Source organism: Mycobacterium sp. DL99, assembly GCF_004762045.1.
GTDB lineage: Bacteria > Actinomycetota > Actinomycetes > Mycobacteriales > Mycobacteriaceae > Mycobacterium.
The window spans coordinates 2,606,863-2,623,571 of sequence record NZ_SJOM01000007.1; the positions used below are offsets into that span (position 1 = coordinate 2,606,863).

17 protein-coding genes are annotated in these 16,709 nt (G+C 67.1%); 8 read left to right on the forward strand and 9 right to left on the reverse strand.

Features of this window, described 5'->3' with window-relative positions; translation table 11 throughout:
* Positions 1–7 precede the first annotated feature (7 nt).
* The 3 genes from EYZ64_RS13115 to EYZ64_RS13125 form a co-directional block, all read right to left on the reverse strand.
* A complete protein-coding gene (locus tag EYZ64_RS13115; RefSeq protein WP_135453826.1) occupies positions 8–1,063 on the reverse strand; it encodes an NADH-quinone oxidoreductase subunit B family protein in 1,056 nt (351 codons plus the stop codon).
* An 86-nt stretch (positions 1,064–1,149) separates the two neighbouring features.
* A complete protein-coding gene (gene hypB, locus EYZ64_RS13120) occupies positions 1,150–1,950 on the reverse strand; it encodes a hydrogenase nickel incorporation protein HypB (RefSeq protein ID WP_135453827.1) in 801 nt (266 codons plus the stop codon).
* A 1-nt stretch (position 1,951) separates the two neighbouring features.
* Complete coding sequence (locus EYZ64_RS13125) at positions 1,952–2,281, reverse strand: hydrogenase maturation nickel metallochaperone HypA/HybF (RefSeq protein ID WP_135453828.1); 330 nt, start codon at positions 2,279–2,281, stop codon at positions 1,952–1,954.
* Between the two features lie 209 nt (positions 2,282–2,490).
* Here EYZ64_RS13125 and recA point away from each other — a divergent pair, with 209 nt between their 5' ends.
* Together recA and recX are read left to right on the forward strand one after the other, a co-directional pair.
* Complete coding sequence (recA, locus tag EYZ64_RS13130; protein ID WP_135453829.1) at positions 2,491–3,546, forward strand: recombinase RecA; 1,056 nt, start codon at positions 2,491–2,493, stop codon at positions 3,544–3,546.
* Positions 3,515–4,078, forward strand: coding sequence for a recombination regulator RecX (gene recX, locus EYZ64_RS13135; protein WP_135453830.1), 564 nt, complete (start codon positions 3,515–3,517; stop codon positions 4,076–4,078). The genes recA and recX overlap by 32 nt, the downstream gene beginning before the upstream one ends.
* A 27-nt stretch (positions 4,079–4,105) precedes the next feature.
* On the opposite strand, the gene EYZ64_RS13140 is transcribed toward recX, so the two are convergent.
* Genes EYZ64_RS13140 through EYZ64_RS13155 form a run of 4 tightly spaced genes read right to left on the reverse strand, consistent with a single transcriptional unit; the run spans position 4,106 to position 7,266 of the window.
* On the reverse strand, positions 4,106–4,999 hold the full coding sequence (locus EYZ64_RS13140; protein ID WP_135453831.1) for an amino acid ABC transporter permease: 894 nt from the start codon (positions 4,997–4,999) through the stop codon (positions 4,106–4,108).
* A complete protein-coding gene (locus EYZ64_RS13145; protein ID WP_135453832.1) occupies positions 4,999–5,679 on the reverse strand; it encodes an amino acid ABC transporter permease in 681 nt (226 codons plus the stop codon). The genes EYZ64_RS13140 and EYZ64_RS13145 overlap by 1 nt, the downstream gene beginning before the upstream one ends.
* A 21-nt stretch (positions 5,680–5,700) precedes the next feature.
* Positions 5,701–6,513: a glutamate ABC transporter substrate-binding protein gene (locus EYZ64_RS13150; RefSeq protein ID WP_135453833.1), complete on the reverse strand. Its 813-nt coding sequence runs from the start codon at positions 6,511–6,513 to the stop codon at positions 5,701–5,703.
* 24 nt (positions 6,514–6,537) lie between these two features.
* Complete coding sequence (locus tag EYZ64_RS13155) at positions 6,538–7,266, reverse strand: amino acid ABC transporter ATP-binding protein (RefSeq protein ID WP_167858105.1); 729 nt, start codon at positions 7,264–7,266, stop codon at positions 6,538–6,540.
* A 158-nt stretch (positions 7,267–7,424) separates the two neighbouring features.
* On the opposite strand from EYZ64_RS13155, the gene miaB reads away from it, so the two are divergent.
* Positions 7,425–8,978: a tRNA (N6-isopentenyl adenosine(37)-C2)-methylthiotransferase MiaB gene (gene miaB, locus EYZ64_RS13160; protein ID WP_135459981.1), complete on the forward strand. Its 1,554-nt coding sequence runs from the start codon at positions 7,425–7,427 to the stop codon at positions 8,976–8,978.
* Entirely contained in the window at positions 8,966–9,628 is a 663-nt protein-coding gene (locus tag EYZ64_RS13165; protein ID WP_135453835.1) for an Rv2732c family membrane protein, read from the forward strand. Before miaB ends, EYZ64_RS13165 begins: the two co-directional genes overlap by 13 nt.
* Here EYZ64_RS13165 and EYZ64_RS13170 read toward each other — a convergent pair.
* Positions 9,625–10,980 (reverse strand): DUF349 domain-containing protein, encoded by a 1,356-nt coding sequence (locus tag EYZ64_RS13170; protein WP_135453836.1) that lies wholly within the window; start codon positions 10,978–10,980, stop codon positions 9,625–9,627. The genes EYZ64_RS13165 and EYZ64_RS13170 overlap by 4 nt on opposite strands.
* Before the next feature lie 237 nt (positions 10,981–11,217).
* On the opposite strand from EYZ64_RS13170, the gene EYZ64_RS13175 reads away from it, so the two are divergent.
* From EYZ64_RS13175 to hflX, 4 genes are read left to right on the forward strand one after another with little or no spacing between them, the layout of a single operon-like run.
* On the forward strand, positions 11,218–11,904 hold the full coding sequence (locus EYZ64_RS13175) for a class III extradiol ring-cleavage dioxygenase family protein (protein ID WP_135453837.1): 687 nt from the start codon (positions 11,218–11,220) through the stop codon (positions 11,902–11,904).
* A complete protein-coding gene (gene miaA, locus EYZ64_RS13180) occupies positions 11,901–12,809 on the forward strand; it encodes a tRNA (adenosine(37)-N6)-dimethylallyltransferase MiaA (RefSeq protein ID WP_135453838.1) in 909 nt (302 codons plus the stop codon). Before EYZ64_RS13175 ends, miaA begins: the two co-directional genes overlap by 4 nt.
* 4 nt (positions 12,810–12,813) lie before the next feature.
* Positions 12,814–13,680, forward strand: a complete 867-nt coding sequence (dapF, locus tag EYZ64_RS13185; RefSeq protein ID WP_135453839.1) for a diaminopimelate epimerase — start codon at positions 12,814–12,816, stop codon at positions 13,678–13,680.
* 45 nt (positions 13,681–13,725) lie between these two features.
* Positions 13,726–15,135 (forward strand): GTPase HflX, encoded by a 1,410-nt coding sequence (gene hflX, locus EYZ64_RS13190; RefSeq protein WP_135453840.1) that lies wholly within the window; start codon positions 13,726–13,728, stop codon positions 15,133–15,135.
* Positions 15,136–15,154: 19 nt separating this feature from the next.
* On the opposite strand, the gene EYZ64_RS13195 is transcribed toward hflX, so the two are convergent.
* Positions 15,155–16,684, reverse strand: coding sequence for a PE-PPE domain-containing protein (locus EYZ64_RS13195; RefSeq protein WP_135453841.1), 1,530 nt, complete (start codon positions 16,682–16,684; stop codon positions 15,155–15,157).
* Positions 16,685–16,709 lie beyond the last annotated feature (25 nt).

Here is a 16,709-nt window from a genome sequence, read left to right on the forward strand (position 1 = left end):
CCGGGCACTACCAGGTGCGGGTCGCCCCGGTCTCCAGCTTCGTTCCGGTGTGGCGCCACCTGGGTTCCTTGTCGACGGTGCGTCCGGTGACGCGGCGCAGGTTGCGGATCACCGATCCGTACATCGACGATGCCGTGGTGGACACCTTGCCGCCCGGCGGTTCGTCCATGAAAGGCATGAACTTGTCCGGGAACCCGGGCATCGTGCACCCGATGCAGATGCCGCCGACATTCGGGCAGCCGCCGATTCCGTTGATCCAACCTCGTTTGGGCACGTTGCATTTCACCACCGGGCCCCAACAGCCCAGTTTCACAATGCATTTCGGCGATCCGTACTCCGTCGCGAAGTCACCCTGCTCGTAGTAACCGGCTCGGTCGCATCCCTCGTGAACGGTGTTGCCGAACAGCCATCTGGGCCGCAACGCCTCGTCGAGTGGGATCATCGGCGCCTGGTCGGTGGCCATGTAGAGCAGGTAGGTCAGCGTCTCGGCGAGGTTGTCGGGCTGGATGGGGCAACCCGGCACACAGACGATCGGAATGCCCGCCTTGCTCTTCCAGTCCCAGCCGAGATAGTCGGGAACCCCCATGGCTCCGGTCGGATTGCCGGCCATGGCGTGAATACCGCCGTAGGTGGCACAGGTGCCCACCGCTACCACGGCAGTCGCCTTGGGTGTCAGCCGATCCAGCCATTCACTGGTGGTCATCGGCTGATTGGTGGCGGGGTTGTTACCGAATCCGCACCAGTAGCCCTCGCTCTTGAGCTGCTCGTTCGGAATCGATCCCTCGACGACCAGGACGAACGGATCCAGTTCGCCGCGATCGGCTTTGAAGAACCAGGCGAGAAAGTCGTCGGCACCTCCACTAGGCCCACACTCGAAGTCGATCAGGGGCCAATGAACGGCGATCCTGGGCAAGCCGGGGAGTGCCCCAAGGGCAATTTCCTCGATGCTCGGCTGGGTGGCGGCAGTCAACGCCACCGAATCACCATCACAACTCAGACCGGCGTTGATCCACAGCACATGGATCAGCGCCTCTTCTGCTTTGACTGCTGCCTCGGTTGGCATAGGTCACAGCTTTCCGGGGCCCGGGCTGTGAGCCCCAACGTCTCGATCCAGACGCACGCCATTTTTTCCGGCGCTGAAATTTGGGTTTACTCCGGGTGGAAAGCCTTGTCAACGGGGTGGGATTTGACGGCTGCGTCAAGCCAGTCGTACCAGACGTCCAGGCCGTCTCCCCGGGTGGCCGACGTCGGCAGGATGGTCACCTCGGGATTGACGGATCGGGCATGGCCGCAACAGGTTTCAATATCGAAGTCGACGTAGGGCAGCAGGTCGACCTTGTTGAGGAGCACCAGTCCGGCGGCAGCGAACATATGTGGGTACTTCAGGGGCTTGTCGGCGCCCTCGGTCACCGAGACGACCACGATCTTGCTGTGCTCACCCAGGTCGAACAGGGCGGGGCAGACCAGATTGCCGACGTTTTCGATGAACAGCAGGGTCCCGGGTGCGGGATCGAGCGTCTCCAGGGCACGCCTGACCATGGCCGCGTCCAGGTGGCAGCCCGCCCCGGTGTTGACCTGAACCGCTCGCGCACCCGCGGTCCGGATCCGTTCGGCGTCGAGCAGGGTCTCCTGATCGCCTTCGATCACCGCTATCGGCCGGGTGGGGCACAGATCGCGGATCGTGCGCTCGAGCAGGGTGGTCTTACCCGCGCCGGGCGAGCTGGTGACGTTGAACGCGGCGATGCCGCGTTCAGCCAGCCACTGCCGGTTCTGCTCGGCGATGAGATCGTTCTTGGCCAGCACTTTCTGTTCCAGGGAGATGGACTCCAGGGGTGGCTGGTGGTCGTGGTCGTGGTCGTGGGGATGCTGGTGCGGATGTTCGTGCGGGTGGTCGTGACCGGCGAGGGTGATGACTGCCCCGTCCTGGCCGCAGCCGCAGGTTGCACACATGTCAGCTCACTTCCATCGAGAGAATCCGCAGTTCCCGGCCGGCGGTCACCTCGACGTCGGCGCTTCCGCACGGGCACAAAAGGATCAGGTCGGGCAGGTAGAACTGCGCTCCACAGCTGCGGCAGTGTGCCGCTCCCGGGTGGATGTCGAGGTCGAGGCGGGCGCCGTCGGCCACCGTGCCCTCGGTGACCAGGTCGAAGCAGAAGAGCATGGAGTCCGGGACGACCGCGCACAACGCGCCCACCTCGAGCTTCACGCTGTGCACGCGCCGGCCTGCGGCGTGCTCACACACCGCGTCGACAACACTCTGGGTGATCGCCATCTCGTGCATCGCTGCCCCGTCTCCGGGCCGGATGCTCCCACGATAGGCCGGTTTGAGTGCACGTACGGCGTGTCTACTTGAATCGAACAGGTGTTCGTCTACTGTTGTCGGCATGCGATGGCGAGATGCTGGTCAAGCCGACTTGTCAGTGGCTGCCTCTAGCGTCACGGCCAACTGATCGAAACCGATCACCGAACATCACTAGGACGGAGACCCCCATGGCGCCCCAGGCCCCGGATCGCGAAAAAGCGCTCGAACTGGCGATGGCCCAGATCGACAAGAACTTCGGTAAAGGCTCGGTGATGCGCCTCGGCGAGGAGGTGCGCCAGCCGATCTCGGTGATCCCCACCGGCTCGATCTCCCTGGACGTGGCCCTCGGCATCGGCGGTCTGCCGCGCGGCCGCGTGGTCGAGATCTACGGCCCGGAATCCTCGGGTAAAACGACCGTGGCGCTGCACGCGGTGGCCAACGCTCAGGCCGCCGGCGGCATCGCGGCGTTCATCGATGCCGAGCACGCACTGGATCCCGATTACGCCAAGAAGCTCGGTGTTGACACCGATTCACTGCTGGTGAGCCAGCCCGACACCGGTGAGCAGGCGCTGGAGATCGCCGACATGCTGGTGCGCTCGGGTGCGCTCGACATCCTGGTGATCGACTCGGTGGCGGCCCTGGTGCCCCGTGCCGAGATCGAGGGCGAGATGGGGGACAGCCACGTCGGTCTGCAGGCCCGCCTGATGAGCCAGGCGCTGCGCAAGATGACCGGCGCGCTGAACAACTCGGGCACCACCGCGATCTTCATCAACCAGCTCCGCGAGAAGATCGGCGTGATGTTTGGCTCGCCCGAAACCACCACGGGCGGTAAGGCTTTGAAGTTCTACGCCTCGGTCCGTCTGGACGTCCGGCGGATCGAGACGCTGAAGGACGGCACCGACGCGGTCGGTAACCGGACCCGGGTCAAGGTCGTCAAGAACAAGGTCTCACCGCCGTTCAAGCAGGCTGAGTTCGACATCTTGTACGGCCACGGCATCAGCCGTGAAGGCTCGCTCATCGACATGGGTGTCGAGCACGGCTTCATCCGCAAGTCCGGGTCCTGGTTCACCTATGAGGGTGAGCAGCTGGGCCAGGGCAAGGAGAACGCCCGCAAGTTCCTGCTGGAGAACGTCGACGCCGCCAACGAGATCGAGAAGAAGATCAAGGAAAAGCTCGGTATCGGTGCTGTCGTGACCGCCGAGGCGAAGGCTGATGACGTCCTTCCCGCCCCGGTTGACTTCTGAGCCGTCGGGTAAGCCCGAGGGGGAGCAGGCGCAGGATCCTCGCAAACGTGAGGAGCAGGCCAAGAACGTCTGCCTGCGCCTGCTCACCGTGCGGGCCCGCACCCGCGCCGAGTTGACCGAACAGCTCACCAAACGGGGTTACGAAGAGGACCTCAGTGCCAAGGTGCTCAACCGGCTCACCGAGGTCGGTCTCATCGATGATGAGGACTTCGCCGAGCAGTGGGTGCGGTCCCGGCACGCCAACGCGGGAAAAGGCAAGCGCGCCTTGGCCGTCGAACTTCGAAAGAAGGGCGTGGACAACGAGGTCATCGACGCCGCGCTGGCCGACTTGGATCCGGCTGCCGAACGGCAACGGGCCGAGCAGTTGGTCCGTGACAAGTTGCGTCGCGAACGGCTCGACGACGATGACGGCGATGTGAAGGTGACCCGTCGGCTCGTCGGCATGCTGGCCCGGCGCGGCTATAACCAGTCGATGGCCTTCGACGTCGTCAGCGTCGAGCTGGCCGGCGAGCGGGAGCGCCGCCGGGTATAGCGGCCGCATTGTGTCGCTATACCCGGGTCAGTCCCGCTGGGCGTGCAGCACCTGCGCGCCCGGTGCGCCTTCCTGCTCGACAGCCTCGGCCTCCATCGGTGCGGGACCTCGATCAGATCGGCGCAGTCGCCGTTCCAGCCAGGTGGCGAACGAGGACAGCGTGAAGTTCACCGTGATCATCAAGACGGCGATCACAATCAGCGCTGGCAGGTAGTTGCCGTATGCCGACCCGATGACGGTGCCCTGGCGCACCATCTCCACAAAGGTGATCTGGTAGCCGATCGCGGTGTCCTTGAGCACCACCACCAGCTGAGACACCAGCACCGGAAGCATCGCGGTGATCGCCTGCGGCAGCAGGATCAGTCGCATCGTCTGTCCCCACGACATGCCGAGCGAGGCCGCTGCCTCACGCTGCCCGCGAGGCAGCGTGTTGATGCCGGCCCGCACGATTTCGGCGATCACGGCACCGTTGTAGAGGGTCAGGCCGGTGATCACGCCGGCCAGTGCCAGTTGCTTGGACGGGAACACGTCGTACATCGCGTAGAGGAAATACGCGAAGATCATCATGATCAGCACCGGGACCGCGCGGAAGAACTCCACGATCACGGCGCAGACCCAGCGGATCGGCGGAATCGGTGTCAACCTGCCCACACCGAGCAATACGCCCAGGATCAGAGCCAACACGATGGAGATCGCCGCGGCGGTCAGCGTGCCCTGCACGCCGGGCAGGACGTACGTCCGCCACAGGTCGGCGGTCAGGAACGGTTCCCACTTTTCGCTGGTGAGCTGTCCCTTGGCCGACATGCGTGAGATCACGATGCCGAGCACCACCGCGGCGACGACCACGGTCAGCGCCGTCAGGACGCCATTGCGGATTCGGGCCCGCGGACCGGGTGCGTCGAAGAGGACCGATGCGCTCATTACCGTGCCACCGCCAGTCGCTTGCCCAACCACCCGAACAACAGCCCCAGCGGCAGGGTCAGGATCACGAACCCGGTCGCGAAGATGGCGCCCACGATCAGCAGCGCGGCAGTGCTCTCGATCATTTCCTTCATCAACAGCGCGGCCTCCGCCACCCCGATCGCCGAGGCGATGGTGGTGTTCTTCGCCAATGCGATCAGGACTGATCCCAGCGGGATGATGACCGCTCGAAATGCCTGGGGCAGCAGGATGATTCGCAGATTCTGTCCGAAACTCAGACCCAGTGAGCGGGCCGCCTCGGCCTGGCCCAGCGGAACTGTGTTGACCCCCGAGCGCACCGTCTCACACACGAAAGACGCGGTGTAGACGGTCAACCCGAGCACAGCCAGACGGAAGTTGCTGTCCGCGATCGACGTCGGCGAATGTGGGTCCACCAGGGTGATGCCCAGCGTCTGGCCCACACCGAATGAGCAGAACAAGATGATCAGCGTCAACGGTGTGTTGCGCACGATGTTCACGTAGGCGGTGCCGAGCCAGTTCATTACCGGCGTCGGTGCCAGCCGCATCGCGGCCAGTACCGTGCCCAGGATCAGCGCACCGATCGCGGAGTACACCGTCAGCTGGATCGTGGTCCAGAACGCCGCGAATATCTGATCGCGGTGTGCGTCGAAAATCTCCACGGTCGGTGCGCTGTCTCCGACTCAGCTTCGGTCGACGGCGGGCGGCGCCGGGGTACTGATGCCGGCCGGGCCGAGGTTGCGCTCGAACGCTTCCTTCCAGGCCCCGCTGGATTCCATCTTCTCGATCGCGTCGTTGATCTTCTTGCGTAGTTCGGTGTCGCCCTTCTTCAGGCCGATGCCGTAACGCTCCTCGGAGAACGTGTCACCGACGATCTTGAAGGTGCCCGGGCTCTGCGCGGCGAAGCCGGCCAGGATCACCTCGTCGGTGGTCACCGCGTCGATGATGCCGTTCTTGAGCGCGTCGACGCAGGCCGAATAGGTGTCGAACTGTTGCAGCTGCACCTTCGGGTACTTCGTCTTGATGTTCTGCGCCGGGGTCGAACCCGATACCGAACACAGCTTCTTGTTGTTCTCCAGCGAGGCTGCCCCGGTGATGTCGTTCTCGTCGGCCCGGACCAACAGGCTCTGCCCGGTGAGCAGGTAGGGGCCGGCGAAGTCGACCTTCTCCTTGCGTGCATCGGTGATCGAGTAGGTCCCCACGATGTATTCGACCTGACCGTTCTGGATCAGCGTCTCGCGCTGCGGCGAGGGCGCTTCCTTCCACTCGATCTTGTCCTCGGGGTAGCCGAGTTCCTTGGCCACGTACTTGGCCACATCGACGTCGAAACCGGACATGGTGCCGTCGGGCTTCTTCTGACCGAGCCCCGGCTGGTCGTACTTGGTGCCGATGACGATCTTTCCGGAGTCACCGCCGCCGCCACACGCGGTCGCGGCGAAGGGGAGGGCGATCGCGAGCGCGAGGGTACCGACCAACTTGAACGGCACGAATGGCATGTTCGGGTTCCTTTCGGGACTGCGTCAGTGATGGAGGATCTTGCCGAGAAAATCTCTGGCGCGATCGGATTTCGGATTGTCGAAGAACTCGGCCGGCGGTGCGTCCTCGACGATGGCGCCGTCAGCCATGAACACCACCCGGTCAGATGCCCGGCGGGCGAAACCCATCTCGTGGGTGACCACCACCATCGTCATGCCCTCGCCGGCCAATGAGGTCATCACCGCCAGAACCTCATTGATCATCTCGGGGTCCAGGGCGCTGGTGGGCTCGTCGAACAGCATGACCTTCGGGTTCATGGCGAGTGAGCGCGCGATGGCGACGCGTTGCTGCTGACCACCGGACAGCTGGGCCGGGTACTTGTCGGCCTGGTTGGCCACCCCGACGCGATCGAGCAGGGCCATCGCCTTCTCGCGGGCTTCGGTCTTGGACTTCCGGCGCACCTTCATCGGCGCCAGCGTGACGTTCTGCAGGATCGTCTTGTGTGCGAACAGGTTGAAGGACTGGAACACCATGCCGACATCGGAGCGCAGCTGGGCCAACTTGCGCCCCTCCGCCGGCAGCACCTGGCCGTCGATCGCGATGCTGCCGGAATCGATGGTCTCCAGCCGATTGATCGTGCGGCACAACGTGGACTTGCCTGAACCCGACGGGCCGAGCACCACCACGACCTGGCCGCGGCCCACTTCGAGGTTGATGTCGTTCAGTACGTGCAGAGATCCGAAGTGTTTGTTGACTCCCGACAGTGAGATCATCGGCACATCTATAAGTGCTGCATTGTCGACCTGCGGCTGCTCGCCGGGGCTTCCCATGGCAGGTGACCTTACCCAGGGAACGTCCAGCCTGCCCGGATCTCGTCAATCCGCCGCGTTAGCGTTTCGGGAGCCTCCGTACCATTGAGGCCGTGACGACGATGGTGAACCGGGACGCGACGGGCGACGCCGACGAGCGCTCGCGCGAGGAGTCCACGGCACCGGCCTCGCAGCGTGCCGTGCGCACCTATCAGGTCCGCACCTACGGCTGTCAGATGAACGTGCACGACTCCGAGCGGTTGTCGGGCCTGCTCGAGGACGCTGGATACCGACGGGCCGAGGACGGCTCCGACGCCGACATCGTGGTGTTCAACACCTGTGCGGTGCGGGAGAACGCCGACAACAAGCTGTACGGCAACCTCAGCCACCTGGCCCCGCGCAAGCAGGCCGATCCGAACATGCAGATCGCCGTCGGCGGCTGCCTGGCGCAGAAGGACCGCGACTCGGTGCTGCGCCGCGCCCCGTGGGTCGACGTGGTCTTCGGCACCCACAACATCGGGTCCCTGCCCGTGCTCCTGGACCGGGCCCGGCACAACCGCACCGCCCAGGTCGAGATCGTCGAGGCCCTGCAGGAGTTTCCGTCCACCCTGCCCGCGACGCGCGAATCCGCCTACGCGGCATGGGTGTCGATCTCGGTGGGCTGCAACAACACCTGCACGTTCTGCATCGTGCCCTCGCTGCGCGGCAAAGAGGTCGACCGGCGGCCCGGCGACATCCTCGCCGAGGTGCAGACCCTGGCCGACCAGGGCGTGCTCGAAGTCACCCTGTTGGGTCAGAACGTCAACGCCTACGGGGTGTCGTTCGCCGACCCGGAACTGCCGCGCGACCGCAGCGCGTTCGCCAAACTGCTGCGTGCCTGCGGCGACGTGGAGGGGCTGGAGCGGGTTCGGTTCACCTCACCGCACCCAGCCGAGTTCACCGACGACGTGATCGAGGCGATGGCGCAGACCCCCAACGTGTGCCCGACGCTGCACATGCCGCTTCAGTCCGGTTCAGACCGCATTCTCAAGGCGATGCGCCGCTCGTACCGGGCCGAGCGCTACCTGGGCATCATCGACAAGGTCCGGGCCGCGATTCCCGACGCCGCGATCACCACCGACCTCATCGTCGGCTTCCCCGGTGAGACCGAGGAAGATTTCCAGGCCACCCTTGACGTCGTCGAACAGTCGCGATTCGCGACCGCGTTCACGTTCCAGTACTCGATCCGGCCCGGCACCCCGGCGGCCGAGATGCCCGACCAGTTGCCGAAAGCGGTTGTCACCGAACGCTATCAGCGGCTGATCGAGCTGCAGGAGCGAATCTCCCTGCAGGAGAACCAGGCTCAGATCGGCCGGGCGGTGGAACTGTTGGTCGCGACCGGCGAGGGACGTAAGGACGCCGCCACCGCCCGCATGTCGGGCCGGGCCCGCGACGGCAGGCTCGTGCATTTCGCCCCCGGCGACAACGACATTCGGCCCGGCGACATCGTGACCACCACGGTGACCGGCGCCGCGCCGCATCATCTGATCGCCGACGCCCCGTTGGCCACCCATCGGCGCACCCGCGCCGGCGACGCTCACGCGGCCGGTCAGCGCCCCCGTACCGGCGTCGGCCTGGGGTTGCCGCGGATCGGTGCGCCGCAGACCCCACCGTCATCAGAAGGATGTGGCTGTTGAGCAACGAGAGCGACTTCGAGCGGTTCAAGGGCGACCTGGCCGCCGTCGAACGCAAGGTCACCCGGGAGTTCGACTCGGGTCCGCGTGCGATGGTGGTGGCGATCCTGGTGTTCGTGGTGCTGCTGTCGTTCGTGCTGCCGCACACCGGTTCCAGCAAGGGCTTCGACGTTCTGGTCGGTGACGCCACGGCCCTGGCAGACGGCATCTCACTGCCGTCGCGGGTGTTCACCTGGCTGGCACTGGTGTTCTCGGTCGGGTTCTCGACCTTGGCGCTGATCACCCGCCGCTGGGCGCTGGCCTGGGTGGCCCTGGCCGGTTCGGCGGTAGCCAGTGCACTCGGGATGCTCGCGGTGTGGTCACGCCAGACCGCGGCGGGTCATCCAGGCCCCGGTATCGGGCTGATCATCGGTTGGCTGGCGGTAATCGTGCTCACGTTCCACTGGGCGCGGGTGGTGTGGTCGCGCACCGCACTGCAGTTGGCAGCCGAGGCGGATCGTCGCCGCCAAGTCGCGGAGCAACAGCAGCACGGCGTGCTCGGCATCCCCGGTGCGGGCACGCCCAAGCCCGACGTCACGAAGGCCGACGGCGCCAAGCCCGGCACCGACGGTGCCAAGCCCGACACCGCCGGCGAGAAGCCGGACCAGACCTAGCTGCGCTTGCCCAGCGCCTCGGCTGCAGCGTCGGCCCACTGGCGCCACTGCTCAGCGCTCGCCCTGGCCTCGGCGGCGTCTTTGGCCCGTCCTGCTGCTTCGGCCTTCTCGGCCTGGCGCTCGAACTGCTCGGCACGTGAGCGGAACTGATCGGCACGAGCCTGGGCCTCGGGATCGACGCCACCGGCCGGGGCGTCGCGGACCTTCTTCTCCACGGCGCGCAGTCGTCGTTCCAGATCGGCGGCGCGTTCGCGGGGGACCTTGCCGATCGCGTCCCACTTGTCGCCGATGGTCCGCAATGCCGCGCGGGCCGCGTCCAGATCGGTCGTGTCGATCTTCTCGGCCTCGGCCAGCAGCGCTTCTTTGGCGGTGGCATTTGCCTTGAACTCGGCGTCACGTTCGGCGTTCGCGGCGTTGCGGGCCCCGAAGAAGGTGTCCTGGGCGGCCTTGAACCGGTGCCACAGTGCGTCGTCGACGTCCTTGGCGGCGCGTCCCGCGGTCTTCCACTGCGTCAGCAGGTCCCGGAAGGCGGCCGCGGTGGCACCCCAATCGGTCGACCCGGACAGTTGCTCGGCCTGGTCGCAGAGCCCCTCTTTGAGCTGTCGGGCGCCGACGCGGCCGCGGTCGAGTTCGGCGAAGTGCGAGCCGCGACGGCGGTTGAAGGTCTCCCGGGCGGTGGAGTAGCGCTTCCACAGGGCGTCGTCGAGCTTGCGATCCAGCCCTGTGATGGTGCGCCACTCGTCGAGAATCTCGCGCAGGCGGTCACCGGCGGACTTCCACTGCGTGGAGTTCGCAGCCAGCTCCTCGGCTTCGACGGCCAGTGCTTCCTTGCGTGCGGTCTGGGCGGCACGGTGCTCGTCGCGCTGGGCCCGCTCGGTCTTGGCGGCCTCATCGGCGTGTTCCAGGATTGCCGTCAGACGAGCGCCCAATGCGTCGATGTCGCCGAGAACTGCTGCGGTGGGCAGACCTTCGGCCAGGGCGGCGGCCGCCGATTTGATCTTGCGGGCATCGCCGGTGCCGGAGGACAGCCGATGTTCCAGCAGGGCCACCTCGGTGTGCAGATCATCGAAGCGCCGGCCGAAGTGGGCGAACGCCGACTCGGTGTCGCCGGCCTGCCACGAGCCGATGACGCGCTCACCGGATCCGCTGATCAACCACACCGTGCCGTCGTCGTCCACCCGGCCGAACCGGTGTGGGTCGCCGGTCGGTGCCACCGCGACCACGGGAGCAACCCGGCTGGGCCCGGGAACGGGGCGGGGTGGGCCTGGCCTTGGGATAGGCGAGGGCGTGGGCTTCGGCGTGGGCCCGGAGGTGGTCGGGGGGGTGGCTCCGCCTGGCTCACTGGTTGTCATATCCGCTCCTCGTACTCCGCGCGGTTCACCCGCGCATCTGCCGCGCGACGCGGCGCCTGATGCTGTTGCTTGTCCGCTATTCAAGCAGGTCGTGCTGTGCCGTGCCCACGGCTTTCGGCGCAATGCCCTGACAAACTCCGTCGGGCGGTGACGGATCGACCGCATCCGGCGGTGTCGAAGGCGCCGATCACCAGCACTCCTCGCGGCGCAGCACGGGCCGCGCATTAGTTTGGTGACGTGCTCAGCGCCATCGCGATCGTCCCCGCCACGCCGGTTCTCGTACCCGAACTCGTGGGTGTGGCGGCGGCCGAGGTGGCCGGGTTGCGCGATGCGGTGATCGCCGCGGCGGGTTCGCTACCTGCGCGTTGGCTGGCCGTCGGCGTCGGCCCCCGCGACGAGGTGTACGGACCCGACTGTGCCGGGACCTTCGCCGGCTACGGCGTCGACGTCCCGGTGGCGCTCGGCCCGGGCCCGGTGGGCGCGCCGGCTGAACTACCGCTGTGTGTGCTGGTGGCCGGGTGGATCCGTGGCCAGGCCGCACCCGATACCGACATCGAGGTGCACGCTTACGCTGCGTCCCACCCGGTAGGTGAAGCACTGGCGCACGGCCGTGCGCTGCGCGCCCAGATCGACGAATCCACGGATCCCATCGGCGTCCTCATCGTCGCCGACGGGCTGCACACCCTCACTCCGGCGGCTCCCGGCGGTTACCTGCCGGATTCTCCTGCCACCCAGCAGGACCTCGACGACGCCCTGGCCACCGGTGACCTCGCCGCGCTGGCCGAGCTGCCCGAACCGGTACTCGGCAGGGTCGCCTACCAGGTGTTGGCCGGCCTGACCGGATCCGCTCCCGGCTCGGCACGTGAGCTGTACCGCGGTGCGCCCTACGGGGTTGGCTACTTCGTCGGCGAATGGCTGCCATGACGCGACCGATCGCGATCATCGGGCCCACCGGCACCGGGAAATCGGCGCTGGCATTGGCGGTTGCCGAGGAACTGGGCGGCGAAATCGTGAATGCCGACGCGATGCAGTTCTACCGCGGCATGGACATCGGCACGGCCAAGCTGCCCGTGGCCGGGCGCCACGGCATCCCGCACCACCAGCTCGATGTGCTCGAGGTCACCGAGACCGCCACGGTGGCGCGCTACCAGCGCGACGCCGCGGCCGATGTCGAGGCCATCGCGGCCCGCGGCGCCGTCCCGGTGATCGTCGGCGGCTCGATGCTCTACATCCAGTCGCTGCTCGACGAATGGACGTTTCCGGCGACCGATCCAGCGGTGCGGGCCCGGTGGGAAGGCCGGCTGGCCGAGGTGGGAGTGGCCGCCCTGCATGCCGAGCTGACCCGGGTGGACCCCGCCGCAGGAGCGTCGATCCTGCCCACCGACGGCCGGCGGATCGTGCGGGCCCTGGAGGTCGTGGAGCTCACCGGCCAACCGTTCGCCGCCTCGGCGCCGAGCATCGGCACGCCGCGCTGGGACACCGCGATCATCGGATTGGATTGGGAGACATCTGTTCTCGATGCGCGCCTGGAACAACGCACCGACCTGATGTTCGCCGACGGCCTGGTGGACGAGGTGCGGACACTGATCGGCCGGGGACTACGTGACGGGGTCACCGCTGCGCGGGCGCTCGGTTACGCGCAGGTGCTGGCCGACCTCGACGCCGGGGGAGACGGCGCCGCCGCCCTGGAGCCCACTTTCATCGGCACCCGCCGCTACGTGCGCCGGCAGCGCTCCTGGTTCCGGCGCGACCATCGGGTGGTGTGGCTGGACGGGGCCGCCGACGGCCTGGTGCACGACGCGCTGCGGGCGTGGCGGCACGTATCCTGATCAGGTGATCTTCGCCAAAGGGCACGGCACCCAGAACGATTTCGTGGTGCTGCCCGACCTCGACGCCGCGCTGTCGCTGACCCCGGCCGCCGTGGCCGCGCTGTGCGACCGCCGCCGCGGCCTGGGCGCCGACGGCGTGCTGCGGGTGACGACTGCCGGGGCCGCACAGGCCGCCGGCGTCTTCGAGCGACTGCCTGACGGGGTTGCGGCCTCCGACTGGTACATGGACTACCGCAACGCCGACGGCTCGATCGCGCAGATGTGCGGCAACGGGGTGAGGGTGTTCGCGCACTACCTGCGCGCCTCCGGCCTGGAATCCGCCGACGAGTTCGTGGTGGGCTCGTTGGCCGGCCCACGCCCCGTGGTGCTGCACAGCGTCGACGCCACCACTGCGGACGTGACCGTCGAGATGGGCAAGGCCAACCGGTTCGGCACGGGAACCGCGGTGGTCGGTGGCCGCCGCGTCAGCGGCGTGGCCGTCGACGTGGGCAATCCGCATCTGGCGTGTGTCGGGCTGACTGAGGGGGAGTTGGCGGCGCTCGACGTCGCGGCGCCGGTGTCCTTCGACGAGCAGCTGTTCCCCGAGGGGGTCAACGTCGAGGTCCTCACCGTCCCGGTCGATGGTGCGGTGTCGATGCGCGTGCACGAGCGTGGTGTCGGCGAGACCCGTTCCTGCGGCACCGGCACCGTCGCGGCCACCCTGGCGGCACTGGCCCATCAGGGTGCCGACACGGGGGCGTTGCGGGTGCGCATCCCGGGAGGGGAGGTCACCGTGACGATCACCGAGTCCACCAGCTACCTGCGTGGACCGTCTGTGTTGGTGGCCCGAGGTGACCTGTCCGAGCAGTGGTGGAACGCTGAGCACAAGTAATTGGAGTGCGGGCGGCCCGATCCACGTGACAACCTGTAAGTACATATGACTCATCCAGAACATCCCGTCACCCCCAGCACAGGCGAGCTGGACCTCGAAGACCGCGCATCGCTGCGCCGCGTCGCCGGGCTGTCCACCGAACTCGCCGACGTCACCGAGGTCGAATACCGGCAGCTGAGGCTGGAGCGCGTGGTCCTGGTCGGCGTGTGGACCGAGGGCAGCGCCGCCGACGCCGATGCCAGCCTGACCGAGTTGGCGGCGCTGGCCGAGACCGCGGGCTCGGAAGTGCTCGAGGGGCTGATCCAGCGCCGGGACAAGCCCGATCCATCGACCTACATCGGCTCGGGCAAGGCCATGGAACTGCGCGAGGTGGTACTCGCAACCGGAGCAGACACCGTCATCTGCGACGGTGAACTCTCACCCGCGCAGCTCAACTCGCTGGAGAAAGTGGTCAAGGTCAAGGTCATCGACCGCACCGCGTTGATCCTCGACATCTTCGCCCAGCACGCGACCAGCCGGGAGGGCAAGGCGCAGGTGTCGCTGGCCCAGATGGAGTACATGCTGCCCAGGCTGCGCGGCTGGGGTGAATCGATGTCGCGCCAGGCCGGCGGCCGCGCCGGCGGGGCCGGCGGTGGCGTGGGAACCCGCGGGCCCGGCGAGACCAAGATCGAAACCGACCGCCGCCGCATCCGTGAGCGGATGGCCAAGCTGCGCCGCGAGATTCGCGACATGAAGAAGATCCGCGACACCCAGCGCAGCCGGCGGCTGTCCTCGGAGGCCGCGTCGGTGGCGATCGTGGGCTACACCAACGCCGGTAAGTCCAGCCTGCTCAACGCCCTGACCGGGGCCGGCGTGCTGGTGGAGAACGCCCTGTTCGCGACGCTCGAACCCACCACGCGCCGTGGAGAATTCGACGACGGGCGGCCATTCGTGCTGACCGACACCGTCGGCTTCGTCCGGCACCTGCCCACCCAGCTGGTCGAGGCATTCCGGTCCACCCTCGAAGAGGTGGTCGACGCCGACCTGCTGGTGCACGTGGTGGACGGCGCAGACGACCATCCGCTGGCGCAGATCAACGCAGTCCGCCAGGTGGTCAACGATGTGGTCGCCGAATACGACATCGCTCCACCGCCGGAGTTGTTGGTGGTCAACAAGATCGATGCGGCCACCGACCTCGGGCTGGCGACGCTGCGGCGCGCACTGCCCGACGCGGTATTCGTCTCGGCGCACACCGGTGAGGGGTTGGACCGGCTGCGGGCCCGGATGGCGGAGATGATCCCCCCGACCGACGCGACGGTGGACGTGACGATCCCCTACGACCGTGGGGACCTGGTGGCGCGGGTGCATGCCGACGGTCGGGTGGATGCCACCGAACACACCGCCGACGGCACCCGCATCAAGGCGCGGGTACCGATGGCGCTGGCGGCGAGCCTGAGCGAGTTCGCCACTTTCTGAGCGCTTCTCAGCGCGGGCGTCAGGCCGCCGCAGGCTTCTTCTCGGTGGCGCTGGCCGGCTTGGCCTTGTCTTTGCCTGTGGCCTGGCCGCCCAGTGCCTTACGTACGGTGCTGCGGATCGACTTCGCCAGATCACGCGCCGGCCGGACGTCGCCGGCGCGCAGCTTCGGCCGTTTGGTCTCGGTGGTCGGCGTGCCTTCGGAGTCGGTGGTCGCCTTGGTCAACGGGTTCGCCTTGAGCACATTGAGTTCGGGCAATTCGGGAAGCTTGGGCGACTCGGGTGCGATGGCGGTGGTGTGCGAAACCTTCACGTAGTCTTGCGCGTTGGCGGTATCCGCGGATTCGGTCGGGTCGGACCAGCCCGGCAACGGGTCGAGGCCAGGGTTGCGTGCTGCCTGGATTCCCTCTGGGATGTCGTTGATGAGGTCGGTGACGAGCTTCACCGGGTTGACCCTCGGCACCAGTTGGAACGGCGTCGGGCTGCCGTAATCACCACGGTCATAGCCGGTTTCGATCAACGTCTGCATCATCGGTGAGACCAGATCGACGAGTGGTATCACCACGGCGGATGTTCCGGTCGCCGCGCCGAGGTCGATCAGCGGCTGCATGATCGGCAGGTACTTCGCCGGCAGGGTGATGTAGCGGGTGTCGCCGTGTACCTGGCAGTGAGTGGCCTCCGAGCAATTCGCTTGGGCGTTCGCGACCGCGGCTTGCACTTGCTCGGGCGTGTATCCGTAAGGCGTCGCGCCGGCCTCGTCACTGCCCTTGGGGGCCAGGTAGGTGCCGTGCACGTATTCGAACCCGGCGAGCGCGTTGGCCAGGGACAACGGGTTGAGCACCCAGGACGGTGCGTCGGCGACGCCGTCGTACTGCAGCGCGATGTCATCGGTGTTGATCACCCCGTCGGGCGCGGTGTCGGTGGGCGTCGGATTGCCGAACGTCGCGTCCAGGATGGGCACGGTGCCGAGTGCTGCAAGCCGCTCGAACAAGCCGCCGTTGGGCCGGTTCGGGTTGCCGATCAGCACGAATGAGACGTTGGTGGGCAACGTCGGGTCGCCTGCGTTGTTGAGATATGCGAGATTGCGCTTGTAGATGCCGGCGACGGTGGCGCCCTGCGAATAGCCGAAGATCACGACCTCGTGGTCCGGGTTGTAGTTCTGCTCTTGGCCGGGAGCCGGTGGGGTCAGCTGTGCACCGTAGGCGGTGGCCAGACTTGAGAGACCGCTCTGCACCGAGACGTTCCACTTGGCGCCCTCCAGTCCGCCCCACCCGGCGAACGGGAACGGCCAGAACTGGGCGATGTAGGGAACACCGACGCACGTCACGTCGGTGCAGGTGCTGCCCGGCGCCACGTAGTACTGGACCGCGTGATCCTCGTAGTTCTGCGACAACGCCGGATTCGGTGTGCCGGTACCCGGAACCACCAGCACCGTGGCGCTGAGCACGACGTCGGCGGTGAAGGTCGTGGTGAGTGCTATCGCGGCGGAACCGGACAGGGCCACGGCGCCCACCAGCAGCGACCTGGCAGCAGAACGGGGTGAGAATCGCATCGGCCAGGATCTCCTTCTGCTGACG

Coding starts and splice junctions, on each gene's coding strand:
- EYZ64_RS13165 (WP_135453835.1), top strand. CDS start 8,966: ATGTGGCTGTTGAGCAACGAGAGCGACTTCGAGCGGTTCAAGGGCGAC.
- miaA (WP_135453838.1), top strand. CDS start 11,901: ATGACGCGACCGATCGCGATCATCGGGCCCACCGGCACCGGGAAATCG.
- EYZ64_RS13195 (WP_135453841.1), bottom strand. CDS start 16,684: ATGCGATTCTCACCCCGTTCTGCTGCCAGGTCGCTGCTGGTGGGCGCC.
- EYZ64_RS13150 (WP_135453833.1), bottom strand. CDS start 6,513: ATGCCATTCGTGCCGTTCAAGTTGGTCGGTACCCTCGCGCTCGCGATC.
- EYZ64_RS13140 (WP_135453831.1), bottom strand. CDS start 4,999: ATGAGCGCATCGGTCCTCTTCGACGCACCCGGTCCGCGGGCCCGAATC.
- EYZ64_RS13155 (WP_167858105.1), bottom strand. CDS start 7,266: ATGATCTCACTGTCGGGAGTCAACAAACACTTCGGATCTCTGCACGTA.
- EYZ64_RS13125 (WP_135453828.1), bottom strand. CDS start 2,281: ATGCACGAGATGGCGATCACCCAGAGTGTTGTCGACGCGGTGTGTGAG.
- miaB (WP_135459981.1), top strand. CDS start 7,425: ATGGTGAACCGGGACGCGACGGGCGACGCCGACGAGCGCTCGCGCGAG.
- hypB (WP_135453827.1), bottom strand. CDS start 1,950: ATGTGTGCAACCTGCGGCTGCGGCCAGGACGGGGCAGTCATCACCCTC.
- hflX (WP_135453840.1), top strand. CDS start 13,726: ATGACTCATCCAGAACATCCCGTCACCCCCAGCACAGGCGAGCTGGAC.
- recA (WP_135453829.1), top strand. CDS start 2,491: ATGGCGCCCCAGGCCCCGGATCGCGAAAAAGCGCTCGAACTGGCGATG.
- EYZ64_RS13115 (WP_135453826.1), bottom strand. CDS start 1,063: ATGCCAACCGAGGCAGCAGTCAAAGCAGAAGAGGCGCTGATCCATGTG.
- recX (WP_135453830.1), top strand. CDS start 3,515: ATGACGTCCTTCCCGCCCCGGTTGACTTCTGAGCCGTCGGGTAAGCCC.
- EYZ64_RS13170 (WP_135453836.1), bottom strand. CDS start 10,980: ATGACAACCAGTGAGCCAGGCGGAGCCACCCCCCCGACCACCTCCGGG.